At 71.1% G+C, this 18,105-nt stretch carries 16 protein-coding genes; 7 read left to right on the top strand and 9 right to left on the bottom strand.

What is annotated here, in order from left to right; all coding sequences use genetic code 11:
* Window position 1: 1 nt before the first annotated feature.
* The 9 genes from ACO07H_RS18270 to ACO07H_RS18230 all read right to left on the bottom strand — a co-directional run bounded on the left by ACO07H_RS18270 (window position 2) and on the right by ACO07H_RS18230 (window position 11,396).
* Window positions 2-355, bottom strand: a complete 354-nt coding sequence (locus ACO07H_RS18270) for a cupin domain-containing protein (protein WP_422016731.1) — start codon at window positions 353-355, stop codon at window positions 2-4.
* A 163-nt stretch (window positions 356-518) separates the two neighbouring features.
* Window positions 519-1,997 carry an NAD-dependent succinate-semialdehyde dehydrogenase gene (locus ACO07H_RS18265; RefSeq protein WP_422016729.1) on the bottom strand — a complete coding sequence of 493 codons (1,479 nt, stop codon included), beginning with the start codon at window positions 1,995-1,997 and terminating at the stop codon, window positions 519-521.
* A gap of 31 nt (window positions 1,998-2,028) precedes the next feature.
* Complete coding sequence (locus ACO07H_RS18260) at window positions 2,029-3,105, bottom strand: tartrate dehydrogenase (RefSeq protein WP_422016727.1); 1,077 nt, start codon at window positions 3,103-3,105, stop codon at window positions 2,029-2,031.
* A 93-nt stretch (window positions 3,106-3,198) separates the two neighbouring features.
* Entirely contained in the window at window positions 3,199-4,899 is a 1,701-nt protein-coding gene (locus ACO07H_RS18255) for an ABC transporter ATP-binding protein (RefSeq protein ID WP_422016725.1), read from the bottom strand.
* Window positions 4,899-5,753, bottom strand: coding sequence for an ABC transporter permease (locus tag ACO07H_RS18250; RefSeq protein ID WP_422016724.1), 855 nt, complete (start codon window positions 5,751-5,753; stop codon window positions 4,899-4,901). Before ACO07H_RS18250 ends, ACO07H_RS18255 begins: the two co-directional genes overlap by 1 nt.
* 10 nt (window positions 5,754-5,763) lie before the next feature.
* On the bottom strand, window positions 5,764-6,726 hold the full coding sequence (locus ACO07H_RS18245; RefSeq protein ID WP_422016722.1) for an ABC transporter permease: 963 nt from the start codon (window positions 6,724-6,726) through the stop codon (window positions 5,764-5,766).
* Window positions 6,727-6,734: 8 nt separating this feature from the next.
* The gene (locus ACO07H_RS18240) at window positions 6,735-8,252 is read right to left on the bottom strand and encodes an ABC transporter substrate-binding protein (protein ID WP_422018657.1); all 1,518 of its coding nucleotides are present in this window, start codon (window positions 8,250-8,252) and stop codon (window positions 6,735-6,737) included.
* A 140-nt stretch (window positions 8,253-8,392) separates the two neighbouring features.
* On the bottom strand, window positions 8,393-9,685 hold the full coding sequence (locus ACO07H_RS18235; RefSeq protein ID WP_422016720.1) for an NAD(P)/FAD-dependent oxidoreductase: 1,293 nt from the start codon (window positions 9,683-9,685) through the stop codon (window positions 8,393-8,395).
* 223 nt (window positions 9,686-9,908) lie between these two features.
* The gene (locus ACO07H_RS18230; RefSeq protein WP_422016718.1) at window positions 9,909-11,396 is read right to left on the bottom strand and encodes an aldehyde dehydrogenase family protein; all 1,488 of its coding nucleotides are present in this window, start codon (window positions 11,394-11,396) and stop codon (window positions 9,909-9,911) included.
* Between the two features lie 234 nt (window positions 11,397-11,630).
* Between ACO07H_RS18230 and ACO07H_RS18225 the strand changes: the two genes are divergently transcribed.
* The 7 genes from ACO07H_RS18225 (at window position 11,631) to ACO07H_RS18195 (ending at window position 18,101) form a co-directional block, all read left to right on the top strand.
* Window positions 11,631-12,512, top strand: coding sequence for a GNAT family N-acetyltransferase (locus tag ACO07H_RS18225; protein WP_422016716.1), 882 nt, complete (start codon window positions 11,631-11,633; stop codon window positions 12,510-12,512).
* A gap of 47 nt (window positions 12,513-12,559) precedes the next feature.
* Entirely contained in the window at window positions 12,560-13,225 is a 666-nt protein-coding gene (locus ACO07H_RS18220; RefSeq protein ID WP_422018656.1) for a haloacid dehalogenase type II, read from the top strand.
* A gap of 201 nt (window positions 13,226-13,426) precedes the next feature.
* Window positions 13,427-14,827, top strand: a complete 1,401-nt coding sequence (locus ACO07H_RS18215; protein ID WP_422016714.1) for an aspartate aminotransferase family protein — start codon at window positions 13,427-13,429, stop codon at window positions 14,825-14,827.
* Window positions 14,828-14,885: 58 nt separating this feature from the next.
* Window positions 14,886-15,383: an Lrp/AsnC family transcriptional regulator gene (locus tag ACO07H_RS18210; RefSeq protein WP_422016712.1), complete on the top strand. Its 498-nt coding sequence runs from the start codon at window positions 14,886-14,888 to the stop codon at window positions 15,381-15,383.
* A 279-nt stretch (window positions 15,384-15,662) separates the two neighbouring features.
* A complete protein-coding gene (locus ACO07H_RS18205; RefSeq protein WP_422016710.1) occupies window positions 15,663-16,127 on the top strand; it encodes a hypothetical protein in 465 nt (154 codons plus the stop codon).
* A gap of 115 nt (window positions 16,128-16,242) precedes the next feature.
* A complete protein-coding gene (locus ACO07H_RS18200; protein WP_422016708.1) occupies window positions 16,243-17,538 on the top strand; it encodes a TolC family protein in 1,296 nt (431 codons plus the stop codon).
* Complete coding sequence (locus ACO07H_RS18195) at window positions 17,535-18,101, top strand: hypothetical protein (RefSeq protein WP_422016706.1); 567 nt, start codon at window positions 17,535-17,537, stop codon at window positions 18,099-18,101. The genes ACO07H_RS18200 and ACO07H_RS18195 overlap by 4 nt, the downstream gene beginning before the upstream one ends.
* Window positions 18,102-18,105 lie beyond the last annotated feature (4 nt).

The following is an 18,105-nucleotide window of genomic DNA, read 5'->3' as shown; positions in this document are numbered from 1 at the left end:
GTCAGGCCGTCACCCACAGCTTGCGCACGGTCTCCAGCGTGCGCCAGGTGCCGACGTAGCCCGGCTTCATGATGAAACAGTCGCCGGCCCGGTAGGTGATGGGCGAGTGGCCGTCCTCGGTGATCTCGGCGACGCCGGCCAGGATGTAGCAGAACTCCCATGTCTCGCCCTTGATGGAGCGGTTCACGCCCGGCGTGGACTCGAAGACGCCGGCGCGTACCGCGCCGTCCTTGGCGCTGTCGATGTCCCAGTTGCGGCAGACGATGTCGCCCTCCAGCACGCGGTCGGCGGGCGGCCGGTATTCGCGCGGCTCGCCGAGTTGATCGAGGGAGATGGTGATGAGCCGGTCCGACATGAAGGTGAGCCTTGCCTGGTGCGTGATGGGAACGGGGTTCCGACGGGAATGTTAGGGAGACGCCGCCGCGTGTGCTGTCGATTCCGTTGCTGCGAGAGCGCCGCGATACCGTTTTCGGCGCGGGGACGGCACTTTGTGTTCCGGCGGCCTGAGCGCCGCGTCGTCAGGCGTCTTCGCAGAGGTACTTGAGTTGCAGGTAGTCGTCCAGGCCGTGCCGCGAGCCTTCGCGGCCGTAGCCGGACTCCTTGACGCCGCCGAAGGGCGCCGTCTCCGCGGCCAGTGCACCGGCGTTGATGCCGACGATGCCCGACTCCAGCGCCGCCGATGCGCGCCGCATGCGCGCCGCGTCGCGGGTGTAGAAGTAGGCCGCGAGGCCGAAAGGCGTGTCGTTGGCCTGGGCCAGCACGGCCGCCTCGTCGAAGAAGCGGGTCACGGGCACGACCGGGCCGAAGGTCTCTTCGGCAGTGCAGGCCATCGTCGCGTCCACGTCGACGAGCACGGTCGGCGCGAAGTAGTTGGGGCCTGGCCGCGCGTGATCGCGTACCCGCGCGCCGCCGACGACGACGCGGGCGCCACGGGCCTCGGCATCGCGCACGTGGCGCTCGATCTTCTCCACCGCGCGTGCGTTGATCATGGGCCCGATCTGCGACGCCGGATCGCTTGCGGGGCCGACGCGCAGCGCCGCCACACGGGCACACAGGCGGCCGACGAAGGCGTCATGCACCTGGTCGTGCACGTACACGCGGTTGGGGCACACGCAGGTCTGGCCGCCGTTGCGGAACTTGGCCGCCATCAGGCCCTCGACGGCCGCGTCCAGATCGGCATCCTCGAAGACGATGAAGGGCGCGTTGCCGCCCAGCTCCAGCGACAGTCGCTTGAGCGTGCCCGCCGACTCGCGCGCCAGGTGCTTGCCCACCGGCGTCGAGCCGGTGAATGTGATCTTGCGCACACGGCTGTCGGCGAGCCAGACATCGACGACCTCGGCGGCGCGCTGGCGCGACGCCGTCACCAGGTTGACGACGCCCGGCGGCAGGCCGGCGTCCTCCAGCAGCTTGACCAGCGCCAGCGACGTCAGCGGCGTGTCTTCGGCCGGCTTGGCGACGACCGTGCAGCCAGCCGCAAGCGCGGGCGCGATCTTGCGGGCGATCATCGCGGCGGGGAAGTTCCATGGCGTGATCGCCGCGACGACGCCGACCGCCTCCTTCACGGCCAGCATGCGGCGCCGCGCGGACGGCGCGGGAATCACGTCGCCATGCGCACGCACCGCTTCCTCGGCGAACCACTCGACATAGCTGGCGGCATACAGCACCTCGCCGCGGCCCTCGGCCAGCGGCTTGCCCTGTTCACGCGAGATCAGCCGCGCCAGGTCTTCCTGGTGGGCGACGATCGACTCGTACCAGCGGCGCAGCAGCCGCGACCGCTCCCGCGGCGCAAGCGCTCGCCAGGCCGGGCCGGCCGCGAAGGCCGCATCCACGCAGGCGAGGGCGTCGACGGCGCCGCTGTCGGGCACCTGCGCGAAGTGCTCGTCAAGGGCGGGATCGCTGACCGGCAGGGTCAGGCCATCCACGCCATCGCGCCAGCGCGCGGCGATGAAGTTCTGCGAGCGCAGCAGCTCGGGGCGGTCCAGTTGCGTCAGGGGCATGGCGGGTCCGAAGTCCGTGTCTTGCAATGGCTCAGGCGCGCGCCACCAGTGCGGCGATGGCCTGGCCCATCTCGGTGGTGGAGGCGGTGCCGCCGAGGTCGCGCGTGCGCGGGCCTTCGCGCAGCACCGTCTCGATGGCCGCGAGGATGGCGTCGTGCGCCTCAGGCTCGCCGAGGAACTGCAGCATCAGCGCGGTCGACCAGATCATCGCGACGGGGTTGGCGATGTTCTGGCCGTAGATGTCCGGCGCGGAGCCATGCACCGGCTCGAACAGCGACGGGAACGTGCGCTCGGGATTGAGGTTGGCCGACGGCGCCAGGCCGATGGTGCCCGTGGTTGCGGGGCCCAGGTCGGACAGGATGTCGCCGAACAGGTTGGAGGCCACCACCACGTCGAAGCGCCCCGGCTGCAGCACGAAGCGGGCGCTGAGGATGTCGATGTGCTGCTTGTCGACGGTGACCTCCGGGTAGGCCTGGCCCACCGCATCGGCGCGGCCGTCCCACCAGGGCATGCTGATCGCGATGCCGTTGCTCTTGGTCGCCACCGTCAGGTGCCTGCGCGCGCGTTCGCGGGCCAGCTCGAACGCATAGCGAAGCACGCGGTCGGCGCCGAAGCGCGAGAACACCGATTCCTGGATGACGATCTCACGCTCGGTGCCGGCGTACATCACGCCGCCCAGGTTGGTGTATTCGCCTTCGGTGTTCTCGCGCACCACCAGGTAGTCGATGTCGCCCGGCTTGCGGTCGGCCAGCGGGCAGGGCACGCCCTCGAACAGGCGCACGGGGCGCAGGTTGATGTACTGGTCGAACTCGCGGCGGAACTTCAGCAGCGAGCCCCACAGCGAGATGTGGTCGGGCACCGTGGCCGGCCAGCCGACGGCGCCGAACAGCAGCGCGTCCTGGTCCTGGAGCTGGGCCTTCCAGTCGTCCGGCATCATCTGGCCGGTCTGCGCGTAGTGGTCGCAGCTGGCCCAGGCGATGGCCGTCAGCTTCACCGACACGCCGAAGCGGCCGGCCACCGCGTCGAGTATGCGCAGCGCCTCGGGCATCACTTCCTTGCCGATGCCGTCACCGGGGATGACGGCGATCTGGTGGGTCTTGCGGGTCATGGGATCTCCTCGGGGAAGTCGTTGAATGCGTGGGGCGAAGGGCTCCGCCGGCCGGCACGCCGGCAGGCCTTGCGGCACCTTGTGGATCGACGCTCAGGCCACGCGCATGGCCATCGCCTCAGGCGCCTTGTCGGCGGCGCCGGTGGTCGGCGTCGTGTCGCGACAGCGCTCCTCCAGCCAGCCCTGGCGCAGCTCCGGCACCGAGCGCGCCAGCAGCTCGTAGTAGGGGTGGTGCGGCCCGCGCTCGTAGTCGGGCCGCGCGATCTGCGTGAGCTTGCGGCCGTGCTGCATGACGACGATCTCGTCGCAGATCGAGCGCACCGTGTGCAGGTCGTGGCTGATGAACAGGATGGACAGGCCCAGCTCGCGGCGCAGTTGCGCGATCAGGTCCAGCACCGCGGCGCCGACGACGGTGTCCAGCGCCGAGGTCACCTCGTCGCACAGGATCAGCTCGGGCTGCGCGGCCAGCGCGCGGGCCAGGTTGACGCGCTGCTTCTGGCCGCCCGACAGGCCGCCCGGCAAACGGTCGGCCAGCGTGGTGGGCAACTGCACGAGGTCCAGCAGTTCGTGGATGCGTCGCTTCAGTGCCGCACCGCTCAGGCCGCCGTAGAACTGCAGCGGGCGCGCCAGGATGCGCTCGATGCTGTGGGCGGGGTTCAGCGCCGTGTCGGCCATCTGGAAGACAATCTGCGTGCGGCGCAGGTCGTCCTTGGACCGGGCCTCCAGCGTCGGCGCGAGCGCCTGGCCGTTGACCCGGATCTCGCCGCGCGACGGCGCCACCAGCCCGGCGATGGCGCGCGCCAGCGTCGTCTTGCCCGAGCCCGATTCGCCGATCACGCCGATGGCCTGGCCGCGGTACATCGTCAGGTCGATGTCCTGCAGGATGCGGATGGCCGGCTGGCCGTCCTTGCCGCGCGGGCCGTAGCCCGCGGACAGGCCGCGCACGTCCAGCAGCGGCGCGCGCGACACGTCCCGCGTGGCCTGCGCTGCCCCGGCGTCCCGCACGCGTGGGCGGGCTGCGTCCAGCAGGCAGCGGGTGTAGTCGTCCTGCGGCGCGTCCAGCACCTGCGCGGTGGGTGCGAGCTCGCGCATGCGGCCATCGCGCAGCACCAGGATGCGGTCGGCCATCTGCGCCACCACCGCCAGGTCGTGGCTGACGTAGACCGCCGTGGCCTGCCGCTCGCGGACGACGCGGCGGAAGGCGCGCAGCACCTCGATCTGCGTCGTGACGTCCAGCGCGGTGGTGGGCTCGTCCAGGATCACGAGGTCCGGGTCGGTGATCAGCGCCATGGCGGCCATCAGCCGCTGCAGCTGGCCGCCGGACACCTGGTGCGGGTAGCGCGAGCCTAGGGTGTCGGGCGACGGCAGCGCCAGTTCGCGGAAGAGCTCGACCGCCTTTGCCTCGGCCTCGGCGCGCGGCAGCGTGCCGTGGATCATGGCGGGCTCGACGACCTGGTCCATCAGCGTGCGCGACGGATTGAAGGACGCCGCGGCGCTCTGCGCGATGTAGGCGATGCGACGTCCGCGCAGGCCGCGCTGCTCCCGCGCTGACAACGTCAGCACATCGGTGCCGCCCAGCCGCACGCTGCCGCCCGCGATGCGGCAGCCGGCGCGCGCATAGCCCATCAGCGCCAGCGCGGTCGTGGTTTTGCCGGAACCGGACTCGCCGATCAGCGCGAGCACCTCGCCCGGCGCCAGCTCGAAGCTGAGGTCGTGCACGATGGTGTGCTCGCCACGACCGTCCGGCGCGGCGGCGACGATCTTCAGGTCGCGGACCAGCAGGGGCGCACCCATCAGCGGCCTCCCTTCGCGCCGCGGGCCGCGCGGCCCGGCAGGTTGTCGATGACGAGGTTCACGGCGATGGTCAGGCTGGCGATGGCCAGCGCCGGCGCCAGCACGGCCGCACCGGCATCGGGCAGGGCGCCGATGTTCTCCCGCACCAGCGAGCCCCAGTCGGCGTCCGGCGGCTGCACGCCCAGTCCCAGGAAGCTCAGCGACGCCAGCAGCAGCACGACGTAGACGAAGCGCAGGCCCAGGTCGGCCAGCATGGGGCCGACGATGTTGGGCAGGATCTCGTACAGCATCACGTACAGCCGGCCCTCGCCGCGGGTGCGGGCCACGGTGACGTAGTCCATCGCGTGGATGTTGACCGCCAGCGAGCGCGCGATGCGGAAGGTGCCGGGGATGTAGATCAGCGCCGCCGTCGGCACCAGCATGCCCAGCGACGAGCCCACCGCGGCGACCATGATGAGCGCCAGCATCTTCGACGGGATGGACGTCAGCGTGTCCATGCCGCGGCTCAGCACCGCGTCCAGCCACGGCGCGCTGACGGTCGCGAGCAGGGCCAGCACGGTGCCGATGCTGCTGGCCAGCAGCGTGGCCGCCAGTGCGATGCCGACCGTGTAGCGTGCGCCTTCGATGACGCGCGCCAGCATGTCGCGGCCCAGGTAGTCGGTGCCCAGCCAGTGCCGGGCGCTGGCCGGTGCGAAGACATCGCCGCCGCCCAGGTCGCCGCCATTGGCGTTGAGCAGCATCGGGCCGACGGCGGCGGCGGCCAGCCAGAACAGCAGCACGAGCGCGCCGGCGATGCCGGGCCACGCGAGCGGCAGGCGGCGGGCAGGACGGGCCGGGAGAGGGAGTGAAGACATGGGCGGCGGCTCAGCGGTGACGCAGGCGCGGGTTGGCGACGATGCTGCACAGGTCCGCGAGCGTGACCAGCAGCAGGTAGACGGCGCAGAACAGCATCGCGCAGGTCTGCACCAGCGGCATGTCGCGCTGTGCGACACCGTCCACCATCAGCGAGGCGATGCCGGGGTAGTTGAAGATGGTCTCGACGATGATGACGCCGCCGAGCAGGTAGGACAGCGACAGCGCGACGGCGTTGGCGATGGGGCCGACCGCATTCGGCAGCGCATGCGCGAGCACCATACGCGCCGGCGATGCGCCCTTGAGCAGCACCATCTCGATGTAGGGCGCCTTCAACTGGTCGACGACGGCGGCGCGGGTCATGCGCATCATCTGTGCCATGGTCACGCAGCACAGGCTCAGCACCGGCATCGCGAACGCGCGCAGCATGTCGGCCAGGCTGGCCCCGCTGTCCACGCCACCGGACGACAGCGCGGGCAGCCAGCGCAGCTGCACCGCGAAGACCAGCACGGCCAGCGTCGCCACGAGGAACTCGGGCACCGACACGACCGCCACCGCGCTGGAGCTGACCAGCCGGTCGAACCAGGAGCCGCGCCACACCGCCGAGGCGATGCCCAGCGCCAGCGCCAGCGGCACCGCCAGCAGCGTCGTCAGCCCCGCCAGCACCAGCGAGTTCGGCAGGCGGCTGGCGATCATGTCGCCGACCGGCATGCCGGTCACGACCGACGTGCCGGGTGCGCCCGTCACCATGCCGCGCAGCCAGCTGAAGTAGCGCTCCAGCGCAGGCACGTCCAGCCCCATCTGGTGCCGCAGCGCGGCCAGCGACTCGGGTGTGGCGTCCTGGCCGAGCTGCGCCTCGGCGGCGTCACCCGGCAGCACGGCCGTGATGGCGAAGACCACGGCCGACACCACCAGCAGCGACAGCAGCGCGAGCGCGACGCGGTTGACGAGGAGACGAACGATCAGCGCGTTCACGACGTCGCTCAGGCCTCAAGCCAGACGTGTTCGGCGAACGAGTAGCCCATCAGCCCGCCCAGCGGGATGGGCGACAGGCCCTTGAGCTTCGTGCTGTGGGCGTCCAGGCTGGCCAGGAACAGCGGGATGCCGACCCCGGCCTCCTGGCTGATCAGCACCTGCATGTCGGCGTACATCTGCTTGCGCCTGGCGACGTCGGTCTCGGTGCGCGCGGCAACCAGCAGCTGGTCGAACTTGGGGTTCTTCCAGCGCGAGCCGTTCCAGGCCGCGTCGGACTTGAAGAACTGCGTCAGCAGCGTGTCCGCGCTGGGGCGCGGGTTGACGTTGCCGAAGCCCACCGGGCTGTTGAGCCAGTGGTTGGACCAGTAGCCGTCCGACGGCATGCGCTTGACCTCCAGGTTCAGGCCGATGCGCTGCGCCGCCTGCTGCATCACCAGTGCCATCTCGACCGAGTACATCGCCACCGGCGAGGTCACGATGGGCACCTTGGCGCTGCCGAGGTTGGCCTTGCCGAGATGGAACTTGGCCTTGTCGAGGTCGAAAGGGCGGGGCGGCAGGCCGCTGAAGTAGAAGCGGTTCGAGGGATCGATGGGCTGGTCGTTGCCGACGGTCGCGTGGCCCAGCGCGATGGACTTGCGCATCTGCTCGCGGTCCATCAGGTATTTCATCGCCAGCACGAAGTCCGGGTTGGCGCCCGGCCCCACGTCCTTGCGCATGATGAGGTCGGAGTACTGGCCCGACTGCGTCACGAAGATGCCGAAGCCCGGCGTGCCCTTGATGCGCTCGACCGTGCGCGGGTTCACCGCCGCGACCAGGTCCATGCCGCCGGACAGCAGCGCGTTCACGCGGGCGCCGTCGTCGGCGATGCCGACGAACTCGATCTCGTCCAGGTAGGGCTTGCCCGGCTTCCAGTAGGCGTCGTTGCGCACGGCCACCGAGCGCACGCCAGGCTTGAACTCCTTGAGCTTGAACGGGCCGGTGCCGATGCCGGCGTTGAAGTCGGTGGTGCCTGCCTTGACGATCAGGAAGTTGAAGGTGCCCAGCACCACCGGCAGGTCGGCGTTGGCGGCGGCCAGCGTGACGGTGACCTCGTCCGGGCCGGTGGCAGCGACCGACTCGAACTGGTCCGCCAGCGCCTTGGCCTTGGAGGCGGTGGCCGGGTCCTTGTGGCGCATCAGCGAGAACACCACGTCGGCGGGCTGCAGCGCCTTGCCGTCGTGGAAGGTCACGCCCTTGCGCAGCTTGAACACCCAGACGCGCGCGTCCTTGGTCGTGAAGCTCTCGGCCAGCGCGGGCTGCGGCGTCAGGCTGCCGTCCAGCGCGGTCAGGCCGTTGTAGAGCATGGTGCCGCGCGAGTAGTCCGTCTGGTTGGCCATCTTGGCCGGGTCCAGCGTGTCGCTGATCGCTGCGGTCGCGCCGGCCACCCTGATGCGCCCGCCGCGCCGGGGCGTCTGCGCATGCGCGGACAGCGCCGTCGCGCTCAGGCCCGTGGCCAGCGCCAGCTGCATCCCGCCGCCCATCAGCATCGCCAGCAGGTCGCGGCGGGTCGCACCGCCGCGCAGCGCTTGCAGCAACGCGTCGCCACCGGTGTGACCGAGGGCGCCGTGCAGTTTCTGGAGGTCGTTCATGCGGTGATCCTGAGGAAGACGTTGAAACGGGGCGGCGCTCACGCCGCCAGCCGGTCCTTGACGCGGTAGTACAGGCCGACGGCCGGCAGGAACCACGGCGGGCCGACATGGCCGGGGATGGCCGGCCAGGGGCGGTCGCGCCAGGGGTTGGCGGCGGCGTCGCCCATCAGCGTGGCCGCCATGCGCTGGCCCATGTGCACGGACATCTGCGTGCCGTGGCCGCTGTAGCCCAGCGAATAGAAGACGCCGTTGCGCTCGCCGGCATGCGGCAGGCGGTCCTGGCTCATGTCCACCAGGCCGCCCCAGCAGTAGTCGATGCCGATGCCGCGCAGCTGCGGGAAGGTCTGCTCCAGGCCTTCGCGCAGGATCTCGCCGCTCTTGCGGTCCGAGGTCGGGCTGGAGATCGCGAAGCGCGCCCGCCCGCCCCACACCAGGCGGTGGTCGGGCGTCAGGCGGAAGTAGTGGTGGATGTTGGCCAGCGTCACGTAGGTGCGCCGGCCGGCGAGCAGCGCGTGCGCGCGCTCCGGCGCCAGCGGCTCGGTGACGATGATGAAGCTGCCGATGCCGACGATGCGCCGGCGCAGCCAGCCGAAGCTGCCGTAGCCGCCGTGCTGGCTGGCGCCGGTGGCCAGCAGCACCTGCTTGGCGCGGATCTCGCCGCGCGGCGTGCGCACGACGTGCTCGTGCCCCCGGCCGACGCGCTGCAGCTGCAGCACCGGCGTCTGCAGGTGGATGCGGGCGCCGTGGCGCTGCGCGGCCTCGGCGAGACCCGCCGCGAACCGGCCCATGTGCATCTGCGCGCTCTTGCGCTGCAGCAGGCCGCCCACGAAGCGGTCGCTGGCCACCTCGTCACGCACCGCGCGGGCGTCCAGCACCTCCACGTCGGGGTCCACCTCGCGCACCATGCGCTCGCGGCTGCGCGCCAGCGCCTCGTACTGCGCGGGGCGCGTTGCCAGCTTGAGCTTGCCGTTGCGCTGGAAGTCGCAGGCGATGCCTTCTTCACGCACGAGCTGCTCGACCGTGTCGACGGCCGCGTCGAACGCCTGGTACCAGCGCCGCGCGGTCTCGATGCCGTACTGGTCGGCAGCCGCGCCGTAGTCCACCGCGAGGCCGTTGTTGACGTGCCCGCCGTTGCGCCCCGATGCCTCCTTGGCGACCCGGTCGCAGGCCTCCAGCACCACCACGTCCACGCCGCGCTGCGCCAGCGAGCGGGCTGCGGACAGGCCGGTGAATCCGGCACCGACGATGACCACGTCCGCCCGCGAGGGCAGATCGCCCGCCGCGGGCTCGAAGGCGGCGGCGGAATCGGTCCAGTAGGAGTCCAGCTTCAACGGGGGCCTCTCATCGTTCTTGTTCATCGTCGCGACGCGCCGGCAAGGCCCGCAGCGGGGGCTTGCGCAGGGCGTCGCAGGTGTGTCCGATGGCTGTCATTGAAGCATGGGGCCCCGAGCAGAATGACGCGCTTGTGACGGCGCGCCCGGCACGAAATCGTCGTTTTTGCGGGCCGGCGCGGCATACGCTGCGGCCGGCACCGCGGCGAGGCGGGCATGCACCTCAGCCCGGCATGCCGAAGTCGATCAGCACGCTTTTGAGGCGCTGATTCGCCTCCACCGCCTGGCGCCCCAGGTCTTTGCCGATGCCCGACTGGTGGTAGCCGCCGGTGGGGATGACGAAGTCGTTGCTGCGGCCGTAGCGGTTGATCCAGACGGTGCCTGCGGACAGCGCCCGCATGGCACGCAGCGCGCGGTTGATGTTGGCGGTATGCACGCCTGCGGCCAGCCCGTAGTGCGGATGCGCGGCCAGCGCCAGGCCTTCCTCCTCGGTGTCGAAGGTCTGCACGGTCAGCACCGGGCCGAAGATCTCCTCCAGCACCGCCGGATTGCCCGCATCGACCCCTTCGATCAGCGTGGGCAGGTAGTAGCTGCCGGTACCGCACACGTTGCCGCGCAACCCGCCGCTCGTGGACACGCTGCCGGCCTGCACGGCGCGCTGCACGATGGCGTCGATGCGCAGCGCCTGGGCGCGCGAGATGATGGGCGGCAGCGTGGCGTCCGGGTCCCAGGTGGCGCCCGGCCGGTGTGCGGCGAAGCGCTTCGCCACGGCGGCGACCAGCGCCGCAGCGATGCCCTTCTGGACGATCAGCCGCGAGCCGGCGACGCAGACCTGGCCCGCATTGCCGGTGATGGCGCCGGCGATGACGCCCGCCAACCGCTCCAGGTCGGGCGCATCGTCGAACACCAGCTGCGGGCTCTTGCCGCCCAGTTCCAGCGTCACCGGCTTGGGGCCGTGCTGCGCGCAGGCGGCCATGATGGCGGCACCGGTGGCGGTGGAGCCGGTGAACGTCATCTTGGCGATGCGCGGGTGGCGCGTCAGCGCGGCGCCGGCCACGCGGCCGTCGCCCTGCACGATGTTGAAGATGCCTGCCGGCACGCCGGCCTGCACCGCCAGTTCGGCCAGCCGCAGCACCGAGAACGGCGTCAGCTCCGAGGGCTTGAGCACGACGGCGTTGCCGGCGGCCAGCGCGGCGCCGACCTTCCACGACGCCATCACCAGCGGGAAGTTCCACGGCGTGATCGCGCCGACGACGCCGTAGGGCTCGGCCACCGTCATGCCCAGGTGGTCGGTGCGCGTGGCCGCGACGTCGCCGCCCAGCTTGTCGGCGTACTCGGCGAAGAAGCGCAGCCCGTCGGCGGTGAAGGGCACGTCCCAGGCCAGTGCGTCGCGGACCGGCCGCGTCGAGCCTACGGCCTCCAGCGGCGCCAGCGTCGGTGCATCCGCCTCCACCAGGTCGGCCCAGCGGCGCAGCACGCGGGCCCGCTCGCGGGGCGGGCGGCGCGCCCAGTCGGTGCCGCGCCATGCGGTGTAGGCGCCTTCCACGGCCTCGTCCACCAGGTCGGCCTGCGCCATCGGCAGCGACGCGTAGGCGTGACCGTCCGACGGGCGCAGCACGTCCTGCGCCTGGTCGGCCGGCGCCGGGATCAGGCGGCCTTGGATGAAATGCCCGGCGGGCACGTGAATCTGGTCGGGGTCGAAAGCTGACACGGAGCGCCTTGCGGATGCGGTCGATGGAACGCGTCATGCTAGGCAGGAGCGCCCGGCAAGTGGCCGCATTGCGCGCCCGCCGGAACGCACAAGATTGCAAGTTCGTGGGCCGTTGCGGCGTTAGCTGCGGTTCTTCGGCGGCGCGCCCAAAACGACAAGATCGTCCTAGCGCGGTGCCGCCAAGGTTGGAACGATGCGATCCCAAACCGCAGGGAGTCTGTCTTGAATATGTCCATGACCACCGCCGCTGCGGGCGATGCCGCCGGCACCGCCCATGATGGGATCGTGCTGCGCGCGTTGCGGGCCGACGACCTCGACGCCGCGCTGGGACTGTCACGCGCCGTGCACTGGCCGCACCGGCTGGCCGACTGGCGCCTCGCGTTCAGCCTGGGCCAGGGTCTGGCGGCGGAGCGCGACGGCGAGGTCGTGGGCACGGCGATGACGTGGTCATGGGGAGACGGGCACGCCACGCTGGGCCTGGTCATCGTCGATCCGCGCCTGCAGGGCCGGCGCATCGGCCTGCGGCTGATGCAGGCCTTGATGGCCGGGCTGGAAGGCCGGACCGTGCTGCTGCATGCGACGGCCGAGGGCCGCGGGCTGTACGAGCGCCTGGGCTTCGTGCGCACCGGCGAGGTCCGCCAGCACCAGGGCCAGGCTGGCTCCGCGCCGCTGATGCCGCTGGACCCGGGCTGGCGCCTGCGCCCCTCGGACCAGGGCGACCTGCCCGCCTTGATCGAGCTGGACGCGCAGGCGCGCGGCATGCGGCGTGATGTGCTGGTCCAGGCACTCTACGCCGCCGGCGACACCGTCGTGCTGGACGAGGACGGCGCTCGGCGCGGCTTTGCGATGCTGCGCCGCTTCGGCCGCGGCCTCATCATCGGCCCCGTGGTCGCTCCGGACGAGCGCGGCGCCAAGGCGCTGATCGCGCACCTGGTCGGCATGAGCGCCGGCAAGTTCGTCCGCATCGACGTCGACTTCGACAGCGGCCTCACCGAATGGCTCGAAGAGCTGGGCCTGCCCCGCGTCGATGCCCCCACCGAAATGATCCGCGGCGCGGTGCCTGCCGCCGCGCCGGGTGTGCGCCGCTTCGCCCTGGCCACGCAGGCGCTCGGCTGAGCACTGCGCGCGCCGTCTCCTCCACTGCAGAAAGGTCTTCCGTGTCCATCGTCTTCCGTCCCAAGTACATCAGCTTCGACTGCTATGGCACCCTCATCTACTTCCAGATGGCGCCGTGGGCGCGCCGGCTGTTCGCCGACCGCGTCGCGGCCGAGAACCTGGACCGGTTCTGCGCCGACTTCTCGGCCTTCCGGCTCGACGAGGTGCTGGGCGACTGGAAGCCTTACGACGAGGTCGTCTTCAACGCGCTGCTGCGCACCGCCAACAAGTGGAAGGTGCCGTTCCGCGAGGCGGACGCCGCAGAGATCTATGCCGCCGTGCCGACCTGGGGGCCGCATCCCGACACGGTGGCAGGCCTGGCGCGCATCGCCGGCAAGATCCCGCTCGTGATCCTGTCGAACGCGATGGACCACCAACTGGTGCACAACGTGCAGAAGCTCGAAGTGCCGTTCCACCGCGTCTACACGGCGCAGCAGGCGAAGGCGTACAAGCCGCGGCTGCGCGCCTTCGAGTACATGGTCCAGCAGCTGGACGCCAAGCCGGAGGACTTCCTGCACGTGTCGTCCAGCATGCGCTACGACCTGATGTCGGCGTCCGACATGGGCATCCGCGACAAGGTCTTCGTGAACCGCGGCCATGAGCCGGGTGTGCCGGCTTACGGCTATGCCGAGATCCCCGACATCGGCGGACTGGCCGGCCTGGTCGGGCTCTGATCCCGTCGTCCGCGTCTCGTCTGCCACGCGGGCCGGCCCAGGGCAACCTGGCCGGCCCGCTGCGTTGGCGGCTGCCGCATCTTCTGCTGTGCGGGCGGCAACAACGGAGCAACATCGCGCGCGCCGGCCCCTTTGCAGCACCACACGCAGAGGCCGGCCCCCTAAGCTGGACCGGTGTTCAAGCCCTCAACACCGTTGCCCATGTCGACCCCCGTCTCTGCGGATCTGGACGCGCTGATCGCGCTCGATCGCAACCACCTCATCCACCCGGTCGCGCCCTGGCGCAAGCATGAGCAGCGTGGCGTCACGATGCTCTCCTGCGGCCAGGGCGCCTGGTTGCGCGACGCCGCCGGCCACGAGTTGCTGGATGCCTTCGCGGGCCTGTGGTGCGTCAACATCGGCTACGGCCACGAGAGCGTCGTGCAGGCGGCGGCCGAGCAGATGCGCAAGCTGCCCTACGCCACGGGCTACTTCCACTTCGGCAGCGAGCCGGCGATTCGCCTGGCCGCCAAGCTGGTCGAGATCACGCCGAAGTCGTTGACGCGCGTGTACCTGACGCTGGGCGGCTCGGAGGCCGTGGACGCCGCCGTGCGGCTCATCACCCAGTACTACAACAACACCGGCCGCCCGGCGAAGAAGCACTTCATCGCGCTGGAGCGCGGCTATCACGGCTCGTCGTCGATGGGTTCGGGCCTGACGGCGCTGCCGGTGTTCCACCGCGGCTTCGACATGCCGCTGCCCAACCAGCACCACATCCCGTCGCCCTACGCCTACCGCAGCGAGCTCGGCGGCGACGCGCAGGCGCTGATCGCGGCCTGCGTCGCCGCGCTGCGCGCCAAGGTCGCGGCGCTGGGCGGCCCCGAGCATGTGGCCGCCTTCTTCTGCGAACCCATCCAGGGCTCGGGCGGCGTCATCGTGCCGCCCAAGGGCTGGCTCAAGGCCATGCGCGAGGCCGCGCGCGAGCTGGACATCCTGTTCGTCGTGGATGAAGTCATCACTGGCTTCGGCCGCACTGGCCCGATGTTTGCGTGCGACGCCGAGCATGTGGAACCCGACCTGATGACCGTGGCCAAGGGGCTGACCGCCGGCTATGCGCCCATGGGCGCGATGTTGATGGCCGAGCATGTCTACGCGGGCATCGCCGACGGTGCCCCCGTGGGCGCGCCCATCGGGCATGGCGCCACCTACTCCGCTCACCCCGTCAGTGCAGCCATCGCGCTCGAAGTGCTGCGGCTTTACGAAGAAGGCGGCCTGCTGGCCAACGGCCAGAAGGTGGCGCCGCACTTTGCGGCGGCGCTGGAGGGGCTGGGCGATCATCCGCTGGTGGGCGACGTGCGCCACCGCGGCCTGCTCGGCGCGCTTGAGCTGGTGAGCGACAAGGCCACCAAGCGCGGTTTCGACCCCGCGCTCGGGCTGGCCGACCGGCTGTTCGACACCGGCTACCGCAACGGCCTGGTGTTCAGGTCCTTCGGCGACCACATCCTGGGCTTCGCGCCTGCCTTGTGCTTCACCGAAGACGAATTCGCGGTCATGGCACAGCGTTTGCGCAAGACGCTGGACGACGTGCTGGATGCCCCCGATGTGCGTGCTGCGCTCAAGTAGCCAGCAGGCCGCCATCGCCTCAAAATCGGCCTCTCACTCCCAACCGAACTGACGCCCCGTGGTAGCCCCTCTCAAGCTTGATCGCCTGGATCTGCGCATCCTCAGCCAACTGCAGAAGAACGGGCGTATCACCAACGTCGACCTGGCGGATGCGGTCGGCCTGTCGCCCAGTCCCTGCCTCATCCGCGTGAAGCGGCTGGAGCAGGCGGGCTACATCAGCGGCTATGGCGCGCAGCTGCGGCTCGAGAAGCTGGGCGACACGCTGACGGTGTTCACCGAGGTCACGCTGTCCGACCATCACCGCGAAGACTTCATCCGCTTCGAGGCCGCCATCCGCGAAGTCGACGAGGTGCTGGAGTGCCACCTGGTCAGCGGCGGCTACGACTACCTGGTCCGCTTCATGACGCGCGGCGTCAACCACTACCAGTCCATTGTGGAGGGGCTGCTGGAGCGCAACATCGGCATCGAGAAGTACTTCAGCTACATCGTCATCAAGACGCCGTTCGTGAAGACGCACTACCCGATCGAGCGCCTGTTCGCACCGACGCCGGACTGACGCGCCGCGCCGGACTTGCCATCGCCCGAGGGGCCGCAGTTGCGGCCCCTTCGCGTTCCTGGGGTTCTCCCGTAGGCGCCGTTGCCTTGACGGCCGATCACCGGCAACCCCGATGAACACGGCCATCGCGGTGCATGACGCACCACGCAGTGGTCTTGCCGCACCACCATTCGGCACTCAGCAGACTGTGCTGTGCAGGGCCCGGCAATACGGTAGGAACTTGCGTGCAACAGCTCACAAACAGTGAGCGACGCCCCATCCGTTTTTCATAATTAGCTCATGCGTTTTCGACTCGTGATCGCTTCCTTGCTGCTTTCGATGCTGCTCCAGGCCGTGTCGCTGGGCGGGCATTGGGCAGGGCATGGCAACACCGCCGACGCCCTGCATGCGGTGCTGCACTGGTCCGGTGTGCTGCATCACCACGACCACGCGGTGACGCAGGCGGCGCGCCTGGACAGCAGCGCACGGCAGCCGCAGGACGGCGCCGCGGGCTTCGAGGCCTTCGCCGACGAATTCGCCCAGGCCACGCTGCACCCCGGCGAGAGCTTTCACCAGGACCGCTCGCTCGACTCCCGCTACCACCTCAACGTCGACGCCTGCCTGTTCGCCGTGGGCATCATCCCGTCGATGCCGGTCAGCCCCAAGCTCGCCATCGAGGCCAGCCCGCCGCGGGCGGTGCCGGCGTCGGCCCGCACCGACCCCGTCCTCGACGGTCCTCGACGACCGCCTCGATCGCTCGCCTGATCCCGAGCGGGCTCCTCGCCACGGTGCATGGAGCCGAGTCCCACCCGCAGTCCCTCGCCCATCGACGCCGCCAGGCCGCGTCGGGGGGCGGTCGCTGCCCGAGATCGACTGGATCATGTTGAACACCCGAACAAGGAAACGACGCCGCCGGCCGGCGCCTGTGCATTGCACGCTGGCGCGCGCCGCCGCGTGCCTGGGGCTGGCCGTGGTGGCGATGAGCGCCGGATGGGCGCAAGCCGCACCCGTGACGTTGGCCGTGGCAGTGGACGCCGCCTGGCAGCGCACGCAGGCGGGTGCCGCCGCGCAGTCGCAGCGTCTGAAGGCCGACGCGGAGCGCCGAGCGGCGGCCAGCCTGGTGGCCGCGCCGCCGTCGCTGTCGCTGTCGCAGCGCAGCGACCGCTGGCAGGACGACACCGGCGTGCGCGAACGCGAGATCGCGCTCGCCGTGCCGATCTGGCTGCCGGGCCAGCGCCACGCGCGCCAGGCCGCCGCCGCGGCCGCCGTCACGGCGGCCGAACAGGTGTCTGCCGTCGCCCGCCTGCAACTGGCGGGCGAGTTGCGCGAGATCGCATGGAACCTGGCCTCGCTGCGTGCCGAGGCCGGCAGCGCGCGCTCCCAGCACCGCTACCTGGCCACGCTGAGCGACGACGTCGAGCGCCGCGTGAAGGCGGGCGACCTGGCGCACAGCGACGCGCTGGCGACGCAAGGCGAGCGCCTCGCCGCCGAGGCCGAACTGATTGCCGTGGAGCAGCGCCTGCGGGCCGAGCAGACACGCTGGACCGCGCTGACCGGCCTGCAGGGCGATGTCGTGGCCGAAGAGGCGGCGGATGAAGCGCGCCGCGCCGTCGAAGCCGCCAACGCCGATGACGCGCTGGCCGACGGCCGCCACCCGCTGCTGAACCAGCTGGCCGCCAACGAGGAGGCGGCGCGCCGCGCGCTGGACGTGGCGAACCGCGAGGCTGCGGACGCCCCCGAGGTCAGCGTCGGCTACCGCGATGAACGCGACGGCCGCGGCCAGCCCGGCCGGGGCAGCGTCACGGTGGCGCTGCGCGTGCCCTTCGGTGGCGACGTGCGCAATGCGGTGCCCCGCGCGGCTGCGCAGGGAGCGCTGGAGCAGGCGCACGCCGACATCGTTCGCGCGCGTGCCGAGGTGGCGGCGAACTGGCGCATCGCGCGTGACGCGCTGGCGTCTGCCGAGCGCCAGACCGTGATGCAGCGCCAGCGCGCCGCCCTGCTGCGCCAGCGCGTCGAGCTGCTCGACAAATCCTTCCGCGCCGGCGAGACCGCGCTGCCCGACCTGCTGCTGGCCGCCCAGGCCGCCGCGCAGGCCGAGGCCGCACTCGCCCGCCAACAGGCCGCGCAGGGCAGTGCCCGCGCCCGCCTCTACCAAGCTTCAGGTGTCCTGCCATGAGTTCCGTTGCCTTCCCCTCCCGCCTGGCCCTGCTGGCCGGGCTTGCCTTGAGCGCCGCTGCGGCGCTGGCCTCGCCCGGCGCCCATGGCCCCAACGGCGAGCACCTCGACGGCCCCGTCGCGACCAGCGCCGGCAGCGGCCAGCCGCGCGTCGAGGCGTTCTCCGAAGCGTTCGAGATCGTCGGCCGGCTCGATGCGGCCGGCCTGCTGCTGTACGTCAACCGCTATGAAACCAGCGAGGCGGTGTTGCGCGCGAAGGTCGAGGTCGAACTCGACGGCGTGAAGGCACCTGCGTCGTTTCAGGTGGAAGGCGGCAGCTATCGCGTCGGCGACGCGAAGCTGCTGGAGCTGCTGCGCAAGCCGGGCAACCACACGCTGCTGTTCACGGTGGCGGCTGGTGCTGATGCCGACCTGCTCGACGGCCCCATGGCCGTTGTCGCCCCCGAGGCCCATGACGGCGGGCACCCCGGTGGTACCGGTCTGCGCAACGGGCTGATGCTCGCGGGCGGCGGTGTGGCGACCCTGGCGGTGGTGGCGGCGCTGCGCCGCCGCAACCGCGCCTGAGGAA

Source organism: Roseateles sp. (assembly GCF_965229315.1).
GTDB lineage: Bacteria > Pseudomonadota > Gammaproteobacteria > Burkholderiales > Burkholderiaceae_C > Pelomonas.
The sequence above is the reverse complement of the archived record's forward strand: the minus strand, read 5'-3'. Positions and strand labels throughout refer to the sequence as shown.